Source organism: Yersinia sp. 2553 StPb PI, assembly GCF_052217105.1.
In the GTDB taxonomy this organism is placed as follows: Bacteria; Pseudomonadota; Gammaproteobacteria; order Enterobacterales; family Enterobacteriaceae; genus Yersinia; species Yersinia enterocolitica_E.
The window spans coordinates 1,324,764-1,343,148 of the sequence record NZ_JAZGPX010000002.1 but is presented as its reverse complement, the minus strand read 5'-3'; the positions used below and the strand labels follow the sequence as shown (position 1 = coordinate 1,343,148).

Below are 18,385 nucleotides of genomic sequence, written 5' to 3'. Positions count from 1 at the left end.
TATTATGCTGGCAACGATCACGGATTTAAAACAGAAAATTACGCTTATTCAGGACAGCGGCATTCAGTTTCTGGACTTCGCTTTAAAGCCCCAATTAGATACTGAGCTGCCAAATAAATTCGTCCGCAAAAGCGCTAATGGCCCACTATTACGCCTGAATTACCATCCACATAACGGTAAATATTCGCTAATGGTACCCGGCTCAGCCCCAGAGATTGTTAAACCTGAATTTAGTATTCCATTGGAACAATCGCTAAAACTGCTGAACAAGATTTGGTTGCCGCTGCCCTTCTTGCGTTTTAATCCGCCGCGCACCTTCGTTAATGGGCCTGATAACTGGGCCAGAGTACAGATTTTAGTGCTAGATTCGCCAGATCAAGATGGCAATACTTTACGTGTCACCATGGCATTTGATACCAAAGTCTATCCTGAAGGTGATGCTAATGAGTATTTGGCACCTAATGAAAATGATGTCAAAACCGGATTAAGTTTCGCCCTGGCCTACCACAATGAAGAATTGGCAGAATTCCTTGATTTAACCTGGGTTGACGGTTGGTTGCGGGAAGTTTTTGTTCAACAGGCATCAGAGCAGGAAGAACGCACCGAAAGGCATATCAGTGTGTCGCTGCGCGAATTCGAATATCAGGCGCACTATCTTAATTTGCTGGAGTTACTTGGCAGCCAAATTGGTGTGCTAGAAATAAAAATCAATACCAGCACCCTACAAGAACCTACCGTTAATGTTGATTTGATCCTCGATGTCGGCAACTCGCATACCTGCGGCATTTTGGTGGAAGACCATGCCGATGAAAGTAATGGCCTGAAACAGACTTACGAATTACAAATTCGTGATTTAAGCGAGCCACACTATCTGTATAACGAACTGTTTGAAAGCCGGATTGAATTTGCGCAAGCGAAGTTCGGCAAACAGAATTTTTCGGTGGAAAGTGGCCGTGACGATGCCTTTATCTGGCCTGCGATTACCCGTGTTGGTCGTGAAGCCAGCCGTATGGCACAGCACCGTTTAGGCACCGAAGGGTCTACCGGCATTTCCAGCCCCCGCCGCTATCTGTGGGATGAAGAGACCTATACTGCGGGCTGGCGCTTCAACGAGACCCAAACCACGCTAATACATGAACCGCTGGCGACGGCGTTGCCGCTGACCAATCTGGTCAATGATGACGGCCAACCGCTCTATACGATGCCAGTAGATGAACGGCTCCCGGTATTTTCACCACATTATAGCCGTAGTTCATTGATGACATTTATGTTGTCGGAACTATTGGCGCAAGCGCTGATGCAAATCAACAGCGCGGCACAACGTTTGAAAATGACCCATGCCAATGCGCCACGGCAATTACGCGCCATTATCTTAACGCTGCCGTCCGCCATGCCAAAACCGGAGCGCGAGATATTCCGCCGCCGGATGAATGAAGCCATTGCCTTAGTTTGGAAATCTATGGGTTGGCATCCGGCAGATGATAACTTTGCATCCACCCAAGGCCGCGCCAAAAGCCAGGTTCCAGTACCAGATGTACAGATGGAATGGGATGAAGCGACCTGCGGTCAGATGGTTTATCTGTATAACGAAACTCAAGTTAATTTCGGTGGCCGTACCGCAGCCTTTTTTGCCAGTATGGCACGACCCGATAAACAGCCGGAAGCTGGGGATGTTGCCGGGAAAACCTTACGTATCGCCTCTATCGATATTGGCGGTGGCACCACCGACCTGGCAATTACGCAATATTGGCTGGATGATGGTATTGGCAATAATGTCAAAATCAGCCCGCGCCTGTTATTCCGTGAAGGGTTTAAAGTGGCCGGTGATGATATTTTGCTGGATGTTATTCAGCTCTATCTTCTACCTGCCCTCCAAGCTCGCCTTAAGAAAGCTGGCGTCACCAATACTGATGCCTTGCTGGATAAATTATTCGGCAATGATGGCCGCATGGATGGGCAATCAGCCCTGCGTCAGCAAGCCACATTGCAGATATTTATGCCCGCAGGCCGGGCTATTCTGGAAGCCTACGAGAACTTTGATCCCCTGGATGCCAGTGCAGAAATAGACGCTAATTTTGGCGAGCTATTGCCCCAATTACCGACGCAGAAAGTCCTTGATTACATTAACAGCGAAGTTCAGCGTGAACTAGCAACAGATGCTGGCGGGTTTGATATTTTGCAGGTTCCGTTAGTATTAAAGCTAAGCAAGTTGCACGGTGAGTTTTTATCTAACCGAATGAGTATTACGCAAAACCTGCGTTCACTGTCTGAAGTGGTATCACTCTATTCTTGTGATGTGCTGTTATTGACTGGCCGCCCTTCACGCTTCCCCGGCATTCAGGCACTATTTCGCCATCTGCAACCTCTGCCCAACAATCGTATTCTCTCGCTGGATGGATATCACACCAGCGATTGGTATCCGTTTAACAAGCATGGTCGCATTGATAACCCAAAATCGACTGCCGCAGTGGGGGCAATGCTATGTTTACTGGCACTGGACTTACGGCTGGCCGGTTTTTACTTTAAAGCCGGTGATTTCCAACCTTATTCAACCATACGCTACCTCGGGATGTTAGACAGCAGCGACGCACTGACAGAAGAGAATGTCTACTATCGCGATATCGATCTGGATAGCAGCAATTTTGCCTTGCCATCCGACGCTCATTTTCAGGTTAGAGGGTCGTTGTGCCTTGGCTTTCGCCAGCTCGATAATGACCGTTGGCCTGCCTCGCCGCTTTATACCTTATCCATTGTTGATCAGGAACTGGCGCGCAAAGTCGCGGGTGACAGCGTATTGCATGTCAGACTGAGATTAGCAAAGGGCGACAAGCAGAATGACGATGGTCAGGAGCGCTTTGAGATAGCGGATGCCGTATTGCAAGATGGGAGCCGTGTGCCATCCCACCACCTGCGCCTCAAGCTCAACACATTAGCCAGCAACGGTTCAGGATCAACCCATTATTGGATTGATAGTGGGAGTGTATTTAGAAAATGAAATCATTAATCACCCAACAGCTCAATAACCAGCTTGAGCAGGTCACACAAGGTATTGATCAAACAATTGATTGGATTAACAATGTGCGCCAACACGCCATTCGATTGGATATTGAAGCCGATCTTCTCACCATCAAACTGCGTCGCCATCGCAATAAAGCACGTCAACTAACGGAAACATCCTTAACCGGCATGAGCATTGGCTTTTTTGGTCAGTCATCTGCCGGGAAACAGCACCTTATTTCAGCGCTGGCGGCGGATGAAAATGGCCGCTTGGAAACCACCCTTGGCGGGAAAACTCTCGACTTTTGGCAACAAATAAAACCGGGCTATCAGGCCAGCGGGCTGGCAACACGTTTTAGCCAGCAAGCCGTTAGTCATTCCGAAAGCCATCCGGTACGGCTTTCTCTTCTCAGTGAAGTGGATATTGCTAAAATAGTTGTGGGTGCTTTTCTACTGGATAACCCTCAAGGCCCCCGTCATCAGGATGGACGAGAGCATTCGCTGGATGAACAGCATATTACTGACCATCTGCAACAGCTCGTTATGCGCAGACAACCGATCGCCAACGCAGGTATCAGCAGTGATGATGTCATTGGGCTGTGGGATTATCTGGTTCGTCATGACGCCCCGCGCCAGAGAAAACTGGAAACTCATTTCTGGCCGGTGGCCATTGAACTGGCTCCTTATCTGAGCATTGATGATCGTGCCCTTTTGTTCTCATTACTGTGGACAGAATTACAGCCATTGACCGATGCTTACCGCCATTTTGCCTATACTTTGCAACATCTGGGCGGCGCGACTCAAGTACTGTCACCACTAAGCGTATTAGTGGACGATACCCTACTGCCCGCCAATGGCGTTATGAATGTTGCGACACTCTATTCTCTGAACACACCCGCGGATAGCCACATTCAAGTTATACCCTTAGTTGATGACAATGCGACTGATTTAGTGACGTTGTCACTTGCTGAGCTAACTTTTTTAGCTGCCGAGTTACATATCCCGCTGACCACATCTACCCGTAAAAATGTATTTGAATCCATTGACTTGCTAGATTTCCCTGATTTTACTGAGCCATTCGATACACCAGAATACCTTGAACATCCTCCTTATCCGCAGGCCGTTTTGCTATCTCAAGCTAAAAATGCCTATTTGCTTGACCGCTACACGGATAAACAGCAGATAAACCTGCTATTAGTCTGTAATGCGGCGGGTAAACGCTCAGAAGTCAAAACTGTCAGTAAGGCACTGGATTATTGGGTTAAGCAAACACAGGGGGAAAATGTGCAGGTGCGTTCCCGTCGCAATCCTGGGTTAATCTGGGCATTAACACCTTTTGATCAACGGGTTACCGCGGACCCACAGTTGGCTGGTGCGAAAAATTATGACGAAGCGGTACAACGTCATGTGGGTAATCCTGGTGATAGCTGGGGCTCCATGCTGGCATTGGACACTCGTGGTGTTGAACGAATGGTCACTTATCTGACCCAAGAGATCCGTCGTGATATCAAAACAGAACGGATAACCGAACAACTTCATGAGTTACAACGAGAATTGACCGATAATCTGCTTGCAGGCTGGTATCAGCCAGCAAACAGCGAATTGCAACAGAAACAACGTATTGCTGAAACCTTACTCAAAGCCTTACAAACGCGAACCGGCTTACACGGCGAGTTATTAGAGCGACTGCTGCCCTCTCGTGATGAGTTACGCGGTTTATATCTACAACAGCAAAACCGTGCGGCTGAATTGATCACCCCAGCGACCCATAGCGAACCTTTTAGTATCGGTATCGATATCGACTTATTCAGTGATCAGCCCGAATCCGCGGCATTTCAAACCACGGTAACACCTGCGATAAGCCATGATTATGAAACAGCCTATGCCGCAAGTGTGCAGCGTTATTGGATAAATCACCTGCGACAACTGCCCGATAACGGCCCATTGATTGAACTGCTCGGTATTGCCAAACCCACCATTGAATTGCTGGTTGCAGAACTGATTACCGCCAGTATCCGACTGGATATCGCCGGGCAGTTAATCACGATACTGGCAGACAGTGAGCAAGTTGGTCTGCACCGTGAAACCAAAGCCGATCGTCAGGTATCGCGTGCGTTGACGGTATTGGGCGATTTTGTTGCCTGGCTTGGTTTCTTACAAATAGAGGAAAACCAGCGCCCTGATAGCCGTATTAATCGGGGAAATAAGATTTTTGCCCAACCACCTAAATCAGTATCGCCGTTGGGGGCATCACAGCGATTGACCAAATTGGCATTGACCCCAACCAATAATACTGCATTTTATATTTATGATTGGCTGGTTGGCTTAGGTGAAATGATTATTCACAACCAGGGTTATTCTGCCAGCAGCGAAATAAACTTGCAGAATCGTGAACAATTAGCGGCAATATTCTTGCTGATTAATCCGCAATTCAGGCCGTAAACCATCAGTAATATATCCGTTATTCCCCGTTGAGTCGGGGGAGTAACGGATACCACCATACTGAACTCAACCCATTGGTTCTAAATCACTATCTCCGACCGGCAATGCCCTAAGTACCACAATGCCTGGGGTTTTCTTCACATATTCCAAGAAAGGTGAGTCGACAACTTTATTGTTCCCTTTCATTGATGATGCATTACGGAACATCGCGCCTTTTGCTGTCCTGATAAATATTCCTGTATGGGTGACATCCAGACCTAAAATAGGGGTGTAAATGCCGATATAATCCCCATTTTTTAACTCCGCGACTACCGCATCATTAATAAACTCAGCCGGAATATAAACAATATTACGCTCAATAGCACTCAGCCCGGGGATAAACTCGCCACCCTCTTTTTTCTGATTCAGATTTTTGAGAACAGTGTGGGTATGAGTACTTATTTGTGCAGTAACATCTTGTGCGTTTAAAGGGGATCGCTGTGACCAGTCAGTAAAGAAATGTTTTCGGTGCAAGTAGCTGACATCAGCATCAACATATCTTGTTCTGATAACTTGCTGCACAAACTCCGCCTTGCTTCCTGATTTTCGCAAGGCTTCAACATAATCCAGGTAGGTGAAGCAGTCCAATCCACGGAAATCGACCACTAACTGTTCCGGTTGCGTTAGCGAACCAATGAGTACATTTGCCTCATAAGGTGTACCTAAAAACTCAGCAGATATATTCGCAATAGCATCACCCTTATTGCTATAAGGTGCTGTTTCTAATTTAGCTTCTATAATACTGGTGATACGATTTGCGGTGTAATTATCAATGCTGACCGTTTCGGGAGGGGGTTGTTTCGCACCACATCCTGCGATAACAGCAATGAGAACCAAAGATAACGATTTATGCATAAGTCCCTTCTATGCCTTATCAAGCGGCTATTCCATACACTCCAAGAGTTTTACTTTAATGTTTAAATTTTAAACAAGGTATCAACAAGAGCAGATTAGCCTGTGTTGATAGGCTATCTGAGTGCTGACACCTCATGCTATATGATAAAAAACCTTATCTTGCTAAATCGCTAACCAAACATCTATTAATTACTTTAATTTTCAAATAATTAAACAAAAAAATATTTAACTACCGCGTCCAGCCACACCAGTAACGTTGTGATCCGCCTCAGATTTTTGCATTGTTATCATTCTGATTGCTTGTGCCTTTTGGCGAATCGTGTTTATCTTTTAAGGCTTATTACACTTATTGATGAGATACCTCGTGAACTATTCCACTGCCACCTTCAGTCTACAAAATACTGCGTATGTTAACGCAGTGGTAGTCGTACGCGTGCTAGTGGTGGTGGTCGGCAGCGCGCCGTAACGGGTACCGAATCCAGAAAGATTCCCAAACCCCGCCGGCGCCAGCCGAGCGGGGTTTCTTTTTAGCCCCACTCTGTTAACCGCCGGCCCTGATGAAGGATATAACCATGCGTTATACAGGCGCCCAATTAATAGTTCGCTTGCTCGAGCAGCAAGGTATTACCACGGTCGCAGGCATTCCCGGCGGCGCAGCGTTACCGTTGTATGATGCTCTAGGGCAAAGCCGTATTATTCGCCATGTGCTGGCACGACACGAACAAGGTGCTGGCTTTATGGCTCAAGGCATGGCCCGCGCCACCGGCCAAACCGCAGTCTGCTTAGCCTCCAGCGGCCCTGGGGCAACCAATCTGGTCACGGCAATTGCCGATGCCAAACTCGACTCTATTCCACTCGTGTGTATTACAGGTCAGGTTTCCTCCTCAATGATTGGCACCGATGCTTTTCAAGAGGTTGATACCTATGGCATATCGATACCTATCACCAAACATAATTATTTGGTTCGCGATATCAGCGAATTGCCCCGGGTGATCCCGGCGGCATTTCGCATTGCCCAGTCTGGGCGGCCCGGTCCAGTATGGATTGATATTCCCAAAGATGTGCAAACAGCAGAAATTGAGCTTGAGAGTTTGCCGCTACCAGGAGTTGCCGATGAACCTTGCCCAATAGACCCACAAGCTATCGCGCACGCCGCTCAAATGATCAACCGTGCGGCACGGCCTGTGCTCTATCTGGGGGGAGGAATCGTTAGTTCGCAGGCACACCAACAAGCAATACAACTGGCTGAACAGGCTGGACTGCCAACTACCATGACATTAATGGCACTGGGTACCATGCCCGTTGACCACCCATTATCCTTGGGAATGTTGGGAATGCATGCAGCACGCTCAACCAATCTGATCATGCAACAAGCTGATTTATTGATCGTACTTGGGGCGAGATTTGATGATCGTGCTATCGGAAAAGCAGAACAATTCTGCCCTGATGCCAGCATCATTCATATTGATATTGACCCGGCTGAATTAGGCAAAATCCGCCGACCACACCTGGCGATGAATGCCGACATTAAGCAGGTATTAACCCACCTGTTGCCTTTAGTTGAAACTCGTTCACGCAGCGAATGGCGCTCAACCGTCAGTGATATGCAGCGCGAATTTCCGTTCAATCAACCCAACAGCACCAACCCACTGTGCCACTATGGTTTGATTCGCGCGGCGGCCGAAGCGCTGGATGATGACACCATCATTACCACTGATGTGGGACAACACCAGATGTGGGTAGCGCAGGCTTATCCGTTGCATCGCCCGCGACAGTGGTTAACGTCTGGCGGACTGGGCACCATGGGATTTGGTCTGCCCGCTGCCATTGGTGCAGCACTGGCGAAACCAGAGGCAAAAGTAGTGTGTTTTTCTGGTGATGGTAGCCTGATGATGAATATTCAGGAAATGGCGACCGCCGCTGAAGAGCAGCTGAACGTTAAGATTATTTTGATGAATAACCAATCATTGGGTTTAGTCCATCAGCAACAGGAACTGTTCTTTGGTAAACGTATTTTTGCAGCCGACTACCCGTATCGCACAAACTTCATCCATATCGCAGAAGGGTTTGGTTTCTCCACATGTGACCTCAACACAGCCAGCGACCCTTATGCTGCCTTGCATGAAGCCTTAAACCGCCCAGGCCCAGTATTGATCCACGCACTGATTGATGTAGATGAAAAAGTGTATCCGATGGTGCCACCGGGTGCTGCAAATATCGATATGATTGGAGGGGAGTAATATGACGACTCAACAAATGGCAGGACAACCAGCACCAAACCTATCGACATCTGCGCAGGTGACACTGTTACTCACAGTACGCAACCACCCCGGGGTGATGTCTCATATTTGTGGGCTATTTGCCCGGCGCGCATTTAACGTCGAGGGAATTTTGTGTATGCCGTTGGCTGGCGGTGACGAAAGTCGCATTTGGCTGCAAGTCTTGGATGATCAGCGATTACTGCAAATGATAAGCCAGTTGGAGAAACTGGAAGATGTGCTCCAGGTGCGCCGCTTCGGGCCTGAAATGCCTATTTTTGACCAAGTAGAAGACTTAATTGCCAATCAACGGTGACGTTGTCACTAGCATTGAATTACGTTAGATGGCAGACCTTAGTTGTAAACCCGCACTTCCGCTTACTGGCGGCTGTGCGGGCTAGCTCAATTTTAGGCTGGATTAATAGCAAATAGCGTTTCTATCTCAATATTTATCTCAGGTGAGAATAAACCTTTAACTTCAACCAAAGAACTGGCTGGCAAGTTTGCACCATAAAATTTATACATAACATCACGCAAGGTACTTAGCTGCGAAATGTCCGTCACAAAAATCGTTATCTTAATAAGATCAGCAAAACTGCTATTTTCAGCCTGCACAATACTAGCGATTTGATGAAAAATCTCTGTAGCTTGTTCGGCCATACTTCTCCCTTGTGCAATGGTACCGAACGCTGTCATACCTGAAATATAAAGCAATCCATTGTGCTGCACGCTATGAACGTAAGCCCCCGCAGGGTTAGCAAGATGAGGATAATTCTTACGAAGTAACGTCATATTTAAAATTCCTCTTTAAATCTATTGAAAATAAAATCTTGCACTCACCCCGTGGCTACGGGCCTTCCTTCAGAATTAATATAGTCAAGATTTGCAACTAATATACGAGCATAGATAACCGGCTGTTATCGATAATATACCGTTAACAGCCTTTTAAAATCAGATAGGAGGTTAATTAGGCCAAGAGTAATTTCTGTAACTCTGCCAGCGAACTGACTTGGTAACGAGGCGCAATATTATCATCCGGTACACTGCCGTGCATATTAAGCCAGCAAGTATCTATCCCTGCATTAATACCACCCTGAATATCAGAATGCAGATTATCGCCCACCATTAGAATATGCTCTTTGGCCGGATTATTCATTAAATTGAAAGCATGCTCAAATATAGCCACATCCGGTTTGGCCACCCCGACTTGTTCAGAAATGATCAGCGGAGAAAAGACATTTTTCAGACCAGTACGTTCCAAACGTATCGTTTGTAGCTCGGTAAAACCATTGGTAATAATGCCCATATTCACTTTACCACTCAAGGCATCAACCAACTCACGGGCCCCCGGTAGGAGTGAACAGATATCCGCCATGGCGACTAAAAACTCACTGTTCAACCGGGTAGCTGCCACCCCCAGTTTCTCTGCCCACATCTCAAAACGGGTGTTTTGTAATTCGCTGGCGGATATTTTTCCATCTTGATAATCAACCCACAGCGGTTTATTAACCAATTGATAATAATCGAAATCTTGCACGGAAAAATCCACATTAAAGCGAGAAAACATCAGCTTTAACCCTTGATATGCATCAAAGTGAAATAGTGTCTCATCCGCATCGAACAGTATCCATTGGTATTTCATCACGACTATCTCTCTGACATTATTAGGCGCGCTATGGTAGCGATTATTAGCATTCAGCTCAAGTTACACCGCGGCGATACCTGGCTAATCATATTAATAGTGCTGCCGATATATCACGGTTTATTGCGATAACTTCTTCACCGGTTACCAAGGGGGCATCAAACGCCGATAATACTTTGCGGTTGATTTCAATCAGCGCGTCGTCAATTTTGATTTCCATATCTAACGCGATATCTGCTAATTTTTCTCTTTCCCAAGAGTCGCGGGAAATCAATAATTTCAAGAAAGTCACGATACTATCGGGCAAATTAGCACTAATTGCTGCTATTGATTGTGGATTAATATCTTCCTGAGTCGATACCTCAGTATTTTCAGTAACAAACAGACTCTCCAGCAACACCACTAATTCCTGGCTTTCATTTTTTAACAGATTAATACGGTCTGTATCATTAATAACTTCAGCGGCTTGAGACGGCAGACTCAGTGTCATCGGGGTTGCACGGCTATCAAGATCGCTATAAACCAATTTGCTGTCTAAGGCAAAACGCTTATATACCCGCTCAAGAAATTTCACTTCTGGTGGCGTAATGGTTCCCTCTACCTGAATCAAATGTGCCAAAAAGCGAGCAATGGCCCGACGGTTCTCCAGTGAGAGCGGCTCAAGATTATTTTTCAGGGCCAGCAGGGTATTATTTTTCCTGATACCGGGTTGGAGATAAGCTTTCAACCGCATACGCTGACCGGGGCTAAGATAACCCCAGGCATCAATATGTCGGGTCAATATCATAGATTCTGGCTCACCGATACGCCCATCGATCATCACCGCTGCGCAAGCCAACTCCACCGCAAGCATGGTCACGCGGTATGCGGCAAAGGTGGCAGATTCAGCCACCATTGACTCAATAGGGAACAGTGCCACAGTATCTTGCAAAACAGGTGTGCGGTTATCTGCTCTGACATCAGGTTCAATACCCACTTGCAGTGATGCTAATGCAAAGGTTAATGCCATAACCTGACTGCGGGATAAACGCTCTAATGGCTTGGTGTCGCACGCCGTACTGAGCCGAAGAAAAAGCTCATCCAGCGTTACCATCAACAAGCCATAACCCACTCTCGCTTTGATACTTTCTAACTCTGTTTTTAATGCTGCTGACCACAACGGCATCGGTAATAATAGTTGCCCTTCCAGTGACATTTTTTTCTTTGGATTAACACTGGCAAAACGGTTATAGATATCCAGGTCATGCTGGCAAGATTCAAATATTGGCCTCAGTTTATCCCTATGCGCTTTACACACAGCCACATTCGGCAGTTCCCCCATCTGCTGAAAGAACTCTTGCCCCATTAATCCCGCAGATGCAGGGCGATAAAATATCAGTAACTTGGTTTTATTTATGGGTAATAAAAATCCGTCTCCATACTGCTCACGATAACGCTGCTGAAAAAGTGAGGAGAAAATATCAGCACAATGTGCCATTGAGATATTCTGATTTATCGCCGGATCAGCCTCGCCCCAGGCGAGCGCCCAGGCGGCAGGCAAAGGTTGCTGGTCGACAGCCAACTGCCCTAAACCAACCAGTAGCGCCAACGGAAGTTCTGTTGATGCCTCGCGGGTTAATGGGGGTGGAGAGAGATAGAGTTTCTCTTCTATATTCACTCGAGATATATAAACCAACAAGTTCTGCGCATAATGATTAAATGCGTTATTTTTCCCATAAATATTTAGCAGGCGATTAATTTCTTCTTCAAGAACAGGAAGTTCTTTTTTCGCTACCGGATCAATCGCAGCATCGATTAAAATCCGATGTTCCAAACCATAGAAGAATAGGAAGACGTAACCAATATGCGCAGTAGGTGATTTACGCCCATCTGCAAGCCATTGTAAATAAGCTCTTCTCGCTTGCGGCGAACATGTCGAGTAATCAGGCGCATTATCAATCAGCGGCAAGGAGATATCTATTTCTTGTTCTGCCACATCCATCGATGGGTTAATAAATGCAGGTTCCGCACCAGTGCGATTACTTTTGTATTTATTACCAATGTAAATCATGCCATCGGGTAAATTTATTCCAGCCACAACCGCCAACTCTCCAGGACGTAACCAGGAAGCGCGGGCTAAAGATCCTCGCGAGGTCTCGGGTTTTTTAGTCGCGGGTTTCTTCATTTCATCAACTGATGGGGTCTGATTTGCGCTGCTACCTTCAATGCTATTTTCGGGTTCAAGCTGTGAAGGGGTAATAGGATAATCGCCAAGATCAGGTATCGCTGCAGTTTTCTGCATGTCCGCGCTAATAGATGAGGCGACAGACCGCTTAGTCCCTTTAAGATTTTGCCAGACAAAATACATGCATAAGATAGCCGCACTCAGTGCAATCCACACTTCTCTTGGGATACCTGTAATCAGCCCTAAAACGACTATTAGTAGGATAACCCAGCCGGTACCGGTAGATTTTCTCTTCGCCACGATGGTTTATATGCCCCTATCTTAAAATAGTAATTTTTATTCTGCCTTTAATGGCGATTTTTAATAAATAACTCTTTTCACACACGGTTTTTACACAAATAAACCACGGCAAAAAGCCGTAGAGAAAACCTGTAAATTTAACTTAAGTGCAATTTACAGGTTAAATAATAAGTCAGTGTTTTAATTTAATGCATCTGCCCACCATAACAACAGGCCAGAATGCACAATAAATCAATTATGCCAGTTGATTATGCATTCAGCTAGCAAAGACTATGCAACCATTGGATAAACTCCACCGCTCTTGGTTTGTCCAGGGTTCGCTTGGGGTAAATTAGATAATAAGGTTTTGTAACGGGTAATTTATGTTCAGACAACTGAATTAAACACCCTTCATCTAATTCTTTTTTAATCAAATGTTGTTGGCCCAGTAAAATACCGTTCCCCGCCACGGCCGAATCAATTGCCATGGAGGTTAAGTTGTAGATTGGCCCTCGGTTGGGAACACACTCATCTAGTTTTGCTGACAGCAGCCATTCATGCCAATCAGGTAAGAACTGCCCTTCTTTGCCCCAATCAACATGTATCATCGGGTAGATAATGTTGTGTTTGCCATCAAGCCAAGGGGTAGTTAATAGCAGTGGGCTTGCAACCGGAAAAACCCAATCCTGAAATAGCATTTCTTTCTCTTGTTGGGGATAATGTTCATCACCAAAAGCCAGGTAAAAATCTGCCGCAGTACGGTTGAAATCAACCACCCCGTGAGTAGCATGAATCCGAATATCCACATCGGGATATTGGGCTAACCACTGTTTGAGACGCGGATTAAGCCATCGACTCGCTAGGGCGGGCAGTGCTGAGATATTTAATGATATATTGCCTTTATCCCGCGCCATACTCTGTTGGGCCATCCGTAATGTTTCAAATGCCTGCTGTACATAAGCTAAATAGGCACTGCCCTGCGAGGTCAGTTCAACGCCTGATTTCGAACGGGCAAATAATTGAATCCCCAGATGTTGCTCTAACTGACGTATTTGCTGGCTAACCGCCGCTGGCGTTAATGATAACCGGGCCGCCGCACTGGCCAGACTGCCGGTATTAGCGGCTGTCTCGAATGCTAAAATGGCGGTTAACTTTGGCAAACGAACAGCCTTCAAACTATTCATAACAGCCCCCCTTATCCATAACGCATTATATTGATACCGATAGCCAAACTTAACCTAACAGTAACGTTTTATTGTTATTCCAGTTACAACTAATCCTATACAGTTAGGAACAGAAACCAAGCAACATTTAGCATTACTGGGAGGATATATGCAGCAGCTCAGCGAAATTATTAATATGGAAGCCAACCCAATCAACGATGTCATGTTCATCACACAGTGCAAGAACACGTTAGAAACATACGGCGCCTTGGTACTATCAGGCTTCTTGCAGCCCCGCGCACTGAGTAGTATTCAACAAGAAGGCGTCAGTCATAAGCATCGAGCTTACTATGCCGCTAATCAGCATAATGTTTATCTGACCAAAACCGATCCCGCCTTCCCTGCTGGTCATCCCCGTAATCGGTTGGTTACTTCATCAAAAGGCTGTATTACTGACGAAGAAATCCCTACCGATTCCGCATTACGAACGCTGTACAATGCGCAAGATTTCCAAGACTTCTTGTGTGCCGTATTAGATGAAAAACAACTCTACCCTTACGCCGATTCACTTTCTTCAATTAACTTGCACTACGCCAGTCAAGGCCAAGAGTTAGGTTGGCATTTTGACAATTCATCATTCGCCATCACCTTATTAGTACAAAAACCGCAAGCGGGTGGCGTCTTTGAATATATTGAAGAGATGCGCGATGCCGATAAAGGAGAGATGAATTACTCAGGAGTGGAACAACTGTTAAACCAACAGGTCACACCTAAAACATTGCAAATTGAACCGGGGGACTTAGTGCTATTTCGTGGAAGAAATGCGATTCACCGGGTCACGCCGACCCAAGGGAATATCACACGAATGCTGGTAGTGTTAGCCTATAATGCTCAACCCGATATTGCGCTATCCGAGACAGCCAGAATGACTTTTTACGGTCGTATTTAGTTTTCAGTGGTTTGGCATTTACTTAACGGCTCTGCGGGCGTCCTTGCCCGCTAATAACATAGCTATTCTCTGCCAGCATACAACATTAAACCACTCCGGTGGTCACGCTGAAATGGCGGCTCTCTCCTGGCGATAACATTATTAACGTCCCCTTTTCTTTCGCCGCCATATACCCTTCCGGGCGACAGGTTGCAGGTAAAATAAATGCAGCCACTTTTTGATCGCCATTATGTAAAATCCAACGAGTAGCATAATTAAACTGCGCGGTGGAAAAACGAGTCACAAAACGATGCCCTTGCGGGGACAACATAAAGAATTCTGCATTATCAACATATTGTGCAAGATTATCGGCAAAAAATACAATTTCTGGATCGTAAAACTCCGATTCATTTAAATCGGTTAATCCCTGAGTTCTTTCCCGTAATTGTTGGGTGTAGTGCAACCATTGCGGGGTTGGGTGTACATGTGCCGGTACTGTCTCACGCAATTTCAGTGCTGAACCGGGTAAGTTTTGACGGAAAGTGGCCCCAGGAATATAGGTGTAATTCATATGACACATATATTGCAGAGGCATCGGCATACTGGATAAGTTAGTCACCTTCATCTCAATATCGAACTGCGCACTACCGGCCCTGAGCCTAACCAGCGGTTGCGCGCAATAATGATCACCGAACCCTTTCACATATTCCACACTGCCCGTGACGGCAAGTGTGTCGCCGTCAATAAGGAGCCAAGCGTAGTCCATTTCAGCACAAGGCATCTCGCCGTGTAATACATGGTCGTCCTCAGGCGATGGACAACCATTACGGCGCAAACCCGAATGGAAAGCAAAACAACCGTAGGTATCAACAATGTTCTCTCCACGCTTAGGTTGAGAGAACATATTTTCCATTTTCAGGTTATGCCCATCAAATTCCGCATCCCAAATCATTTGGCCGTAATAAGGTAAAACGGTCAGGTACCCACGAGAATTAACAATTTTCAGAGCTTCAATACCTGAGGCATATTTAAAACTGATAACAGTAAAATCACTACTGCTATAGATCTCTTGCTCCTGAAGACTGAACTGTTCACGGATTAGCGTTATTTTGGCGGTCATTTATTGTTACTCCCGGTTCAATTAAGACTCATTATTTGCCAATGTTGCCGCACTTGTCCGTTGTTTATTGCGCAGTTCACCCCAAAAATAGAAACCAACATAGGCGAAACACAATAATGAGACAAAAAATGCATGTTGCATTGAACCAAGATGGTCAGAGACAAACCCTTGTAATGCTGGTACCACTGCAGCCCCCACTATCGACATCACAATAATGGCCCCGGCCACTTCGGTATATTTGTTGTCAACTGTATCCAGGGTGCCTGCATAGATAGTCGCCCAGCAGGGCCCAAACAAGACGCTAACAAATACGGCTGCATATACCGCCGTAAAGTTGGGTACGGTTACGACATAAAGCAACGTTAATGCACCTAAAATAGAATAGGCAATTAACACTTTTTCGGCTTTAAATCGTGTCATCAGGAAGTTGGCCACAAACTTACCAATGAAGAAGCAAATAAAACTGTAAATCATAAAGTTCGAGGCATCTCGTTCATTAGATGCGCCCAGGTTTAAGGCCAGGCGAATCGTAAAGGACCATACTGCGACTTGCATACCCACATAGAGGAACTGCGCCGCAATGCCTTTTTTAAAACGACTGTTCCCAGCTAAATATTTCAAGGTTTCTTTTAATGACGGTGAAACCACTTTTTTACCGCTATCACCTTGTGGTTTGCAATGAGGATAACGAGTAATAACAAATAACAGCATAACCAGCAGTAGAACGAAAATCAGATATTTATAAGGCTCCAATGTATGTTCTAACATCGTAAGACGAAAAGCATGAATCTGTTCTGGCGTCATCGCGGCCATTTGGTTGTGTAAACTATCACCTTCCTGAAATACCAAGTATTTACCGAGTACTATCCCCATCAATGCACCGATCGGGTAGAAAGTTTGGCTGATATTAAGCCGTAAAGTGGCATAGTCTTTATGACCAATCATGGAGCTGTAGGTATTAGCAGCAGTTTCAAGGAAACTTAAACCAATAGCGATGGCAAAAATAGCGGCCAGAAACATAGTATATGTTGCCATATGGGAAGCAGGATAAAACAACATACATCCGATAATATAAAGTGTTAACCCAGTTAATATAGCAACTTTGTAGCTGCTTTTTTTGATGACCAAAGAGGCAGGAATAGCAATCAGAAAATAACCGCCATAAAAGGCACTTTGTACCAGTGCACTGGCAAAATCACTGAGTGCAAATACGCTTTTAAATTGAGTAATTAAAATATCATTCAGACTGGCTGCACATCCCCAGAGCGGGAATAAGCAGGAAAGCAAAATAAATTGGAATAACGGTGTTTTATTTAAATAGCCATCTGGCAGTTGAACGGTATTAAGGCGCATTTTATTTTCCTTGGTGTAGGGTCTTTAAAAAATCAATAAATTGCGACGCATCAGGATAAGAACGTTGGGTTCCCTTTCCTGTGACACTGTAGGCTGCAAAAGCAGAAGCCATTTCCATCGCTTTTAATATATTGCCGTGCTGGACATATTCATGAGCAAAACAACCAATGAAAGCATCACCTGCGCCGCTGGTGTCGATGGCGTGGACACTAACCGGTGGCACATGGTTAATGTGTTCACCGTGCATCCATAATGATCCGCGATGCCCCAAAGTAATGATCAGGTTATGTAACCCTTTATCCAATAAGCTGCGCCCTGCACGGTAAATGTTATCCAGACTATCAACTGGCATTCCGGTCAGAATCGCGAGCTCAGTTTCATTTGGCATAAAGAACTCGCACTGACATGCATAGCCGATATCCAATGCTTTAGATGCGGGGGCTGGATTAAGAATGACTTTAATCTGGTGCTGGCGGGCAAAGTCGATAGCGGCGTAGACCGTTTCCAGCGGAATTTCGAGTTGTAGAATAATCAATTGGCAAGCTTTGAGCGCATCAGCAGCAGCATCGACATCCGCGGGTAACAAATGATTGTTAGCGCCTTTGATAATCAAAATTCGATTTTGTGATGATTTATCGACGAAAATCGGAGCCACACCACTCGAGGCCCCTGTAACTGCTTTTACATACTGGGTATCAACCCCAGCTTTTTGTAGATTCCTTATGGTATTTTCCGCAAATAGATCATCACCAACCCGAGTGATCATCATCACATTGGCACCTAACTTGGCAGCGGCAACCGCCTGATTGGCCCCTTTACCGCCGCACCCAATTTCAAAATTCGGTGCCTCCAATGTTTCCCCGACTTGCGGCATTTCATCAATATAAGTGATCAGATCAACCATGTTGGAACCAATTACTGCAATATCCATTGTTAACCCCTTTATTCTAATTTTTACCACGCAATGTTATTGCAATAACATTATCAGCTGACAAATATTATGTGTGTGACAAAGATCGCAGCAATTTAAGTACACAGCACGCGAAAGACAGGAGTTTGGCATGAATTAAAATGTTATTATTATAACAATTGGTAAGAAATGATAATGTAAATCAGTGATATTTAGAGGATGGATATAATCGTAG

Annotated in this window: 14 protein-coding genes; 6 read left to right on the top strand and 8 right to left on the bottom strand. The window is 45.6% G+C overall.

Going from position 1 to position 18,385, the window contains the following annotated elements; translation table 11 throughout:
* The first annotated feature begins 4 nt into the window (after positions 1-4).
* Both V2A84_RS07440 and V2A84_RS07435 read left to right on the top strand, forming a co-directional pair.
* Positions 5-2,995 (top strand): virulence factor SrfB, encoded by a 2,991-nt coding sequence (locus V2A84_RS07440; RefSeq protein ID WP_442849119.1) that lies wholly within the window; start codon positions 5-7, stop codon positions 2,993-2,995.
* A complete protein-coding gene (locus V2A84_RS07435) occupies positions 2,992-5,439 on the top strand; it encodes a putative virulence factor (RefSeq protein WP_083158818.1) in 2,448 nt (815 codons plus the stop codon). Before V2A84_RS07440 ends, V2A84_RS07435 begins: the two co-directional genes overlap by 4 nt.
* Before the next feature lie 66 nt (positions 5,440-5,505).
* Here V2A84_RS07435 and V2A84_RS07430 read toward each other — a convergent pair whose 3' ends face one another.
* Complete coding sequence (locus V2A84_RS07430) at positions 5,506-6,333, bottom strand: DUF1460 domain-containing protein (protein ID WP_083158817.1); 828 nt, start codon at positions 6,331-6,333, stop codon at positions 5,506-5,508.
* 364 nt (positions 6,334-6,697) lie between these two features.
* Between V2A84_RS07430 and V2A84_RS07425 the strand changes: the two genes are divergently transcribed.
* The 3 genes from V2A84_RS07425 (at position 6,698) to ilvN (ending at position 8,907) form a co-directional block, all read left to right on the top strand.
* Entirely contained in the window at positions 6,698-6,799 is a 102-nt protein-coding gene (locus V2A84_RS07425) for an ilvB operon leader peptide IvbL (RefSeq protein ID WP_227746532.1), read from the top strand.
* A 106-nt stretch (positions 6,800-6,905) separates the two neighbouring features.
* Positions 6,906-8,573 (top strand): acetolactate synthase large subunit, encoded by a 1,668-nt coding sequence (gene ilvB, locus V2A84_RS07420; RefSeq protein WP_193784659.1) that lies wholly within the window; start codon positions 6,906-6,908, stop codon positions 8,571-8,573.
* 1 nt (position 8,574) lies between these two features.
* Positions 8,575-8,907, top strand: coding sequence for an acetolactate synthase small subunit (ilvN, locus tag V2A84_RS07415; RefSeq protein ID WP_193784658.1), 333 nt, complete (start codon positions 8,575-8,577; stop codon positions 8,905-8,907).
* Between the two features lie 92 nt (positions 8,908-8,999).
* Here the strand turns inward: ilvN and V2A84_RS07410 are convergent, their stop codons facing one another.
* From V2A84_RS07410 to V2A84_RS07395, 4 genes are all read right to left on the bottom strand, one after another.
* Positions 9,000-9,383: a RidA family protein gene (locus tag V2A84_RS07410; protein ID WP_420072830.1), complete on the bottom strand. Its 384-nt coding sequence runs from the start codon at positions 9,381-9,383 to the stop codon at positions 9,000-9,002.
* A gap of 175 nt (positions 9,384-9,558) precedes the next feature.
* Complete coding sequence (gene yjjG, locus V2A84_RS07405) at positions 9,559-10,233, bottom strand: pyrimidine 5'-nucleotidase (RefSeq protein WP_083158814.1); 675 nt, start codon at positions 10,231-10,233, stop codon at positions 9,559-9,561.
* Positions 10,234-10,321: 88 nt separating this feature from the next.
* Positions 10,322-12,697: a tellurite resistance TerB family protein gene (locus tag V2A84_RS07400; protein WP_420072829.1), complete on the bottom strand. Its 2,376-nt coding sequence runs from the start codon at positions 12,695-12,697 to the stop codon at positions 10,322-10,324.
* A gap of 260 nt (positions 12,698-12,957) precedes the next feature.
* Positions 12,958-13,860: a LysR substrate-binding domain-containing protein gene (locus V2A84_RS07395; RefSeq protein ID WP_083158812.1), complete on the bottom strand. Its 903-nt coding sequence runs from the start codon at positions 13,858-13,860 to the stop codon at positions 12,958-12,960.
* A 148-nt stretch (positions 13,861-14,008) separates the two neighbouring features.
* On the opposite strand from V2A84_RS07395, the gene V2A84_RS07390 reads away from it, so the two are divergent.
* Positions 14,009-14,788, top strand: a complete 780-nt coding sequence (locus V2A84_RS07390; RefSeq protein ID WP_442848673.1) for a HalD/BesD family halogenase — start codon at positions 14,009-14,011, stop codon at positions 14,786-14,788.
* Between the two features lie 85 nt (positions 14,789-14,873).
* On the opposite strand, the gene V2A84_RS07385 is transcribed toward V2A84_RS07390, so the two are convergent.
* Genes V2A84_RS07385 through rbsK form a run of 3 tightly spaced genes read right to left on the bottom strand, consistent with a single transcriptional unit; the run spans position 14,874 to position 18,171 of the window.
* Complete coding sequence (locus tag V2A84_RS07385) at positions 14,874-15,887, bottom strand: aldose 1-epimerase family protein (RefSeq protein WP_083158810.1); 1,014 nt, start codon at positions 15,885-15,887, stop codon at positions 14,874-14,876.
* Positions 15,888-15,908: 21 nt separating this feature from the next.
* A complete protein-coding gene (gene fucP / locus V2A84_RS07380; RefSeq protein ID WP_083158809.1) occupies positions 15,909-17,240 on the bottom strand; it encodes an L-fucose:H+ symporter permease in 1,332 nt (443 codons plus the stop codon).
* Position 17,241: 1 nt separating this feature from the next.
* Entirely contained in the window at positions 17,242-18,171 is a 930-nt protein-coding gene (rbsK, locus tag V2A84_RS07375; protein ID WP_083158808.1) for a ribokinase, read from the bottom strand.
* Positions 18,172-18,385: the final 214 nt, after the last annotated feature.

Coding starts and splice junctions, on each gene's coding strand:
- V2A84_RS07440 (WP_442849119.1), top strand. CDS start 5: ATGCTGGCAACGATCACGGATTTAAAACAGAAAATTACGCTTATTCAG.
- V2A84_RS07435 (WP_083158818.1), top strand. CDS start 2,992: ATGAAATCATTAATCACCCAACAGCTCAATAACCAGCTTGAGCAGGTC.
- V2A84_RS07430 (WP_083158817.1), bottom strand. CDS start 6,333: ATGCATAAATCGTTATCTTTGGTTCTCATTGCTGTTATCGCAGGATGT.
- ilvB (WP_193784659.1), top strand. CDS start 6,906: ATGCGTTATACAGGCGCCCAATTAATAGTTCGCTTGCTCGAGCAGCAA.
- ilvN (WP_193784658.1), top strand. CDS start 8,575: ATGACGACTCAACAAATGGCAGGACAACCAGCACCAAACCTATCGACA.
- V2A84_RS07410 (WP_420072830.1), bottom strand. CDS start 9,383: ATGACGTTACTTCGTAAGAATTATCCTCATCTTGCTAACCCTGCGGGG.
- yjjG (WP_083158814.1), bottom strand. CDS start 10,233: ATGAAATACCAATGGATACTGTTCGATGCGGATGAGACACTATTTCAC.
- V2A84_RS07395 (WP_083158812.1), bottom strand. CDS start 13,860: ATGAATAGTTTGAAGGCTGTTCGTTTGCCAAAGTTAACCGCCATTTTA.
- V2A84_RS07390 (WP_442848673.1), top strand. CDS start 14,009: ATGCAGCAGCTCAGCGAAATTATTAATATGGAAGCCAACCCAATCAAC.
- V2A84_RS07385 (WP_083158810.1), bottom strand. CDS start 15,887: ATGACCGCCAAAATAACGCTAATCCGTGAACAGTTCAGTCTTCAGGAG.
- fucP (WP_083158809.1), bottom strand. CDS start 17,240: ATGCGCCTTAATACCGTTCAACTGCCAGATGGCTATTTAAATAAAACA.
- rbsK (WP_083158808.1), bottom strand. CDS start 18,171: ATGGATATTGCAGTAATTGGTTCCAACATGGTTGATCTGATCACTTAT.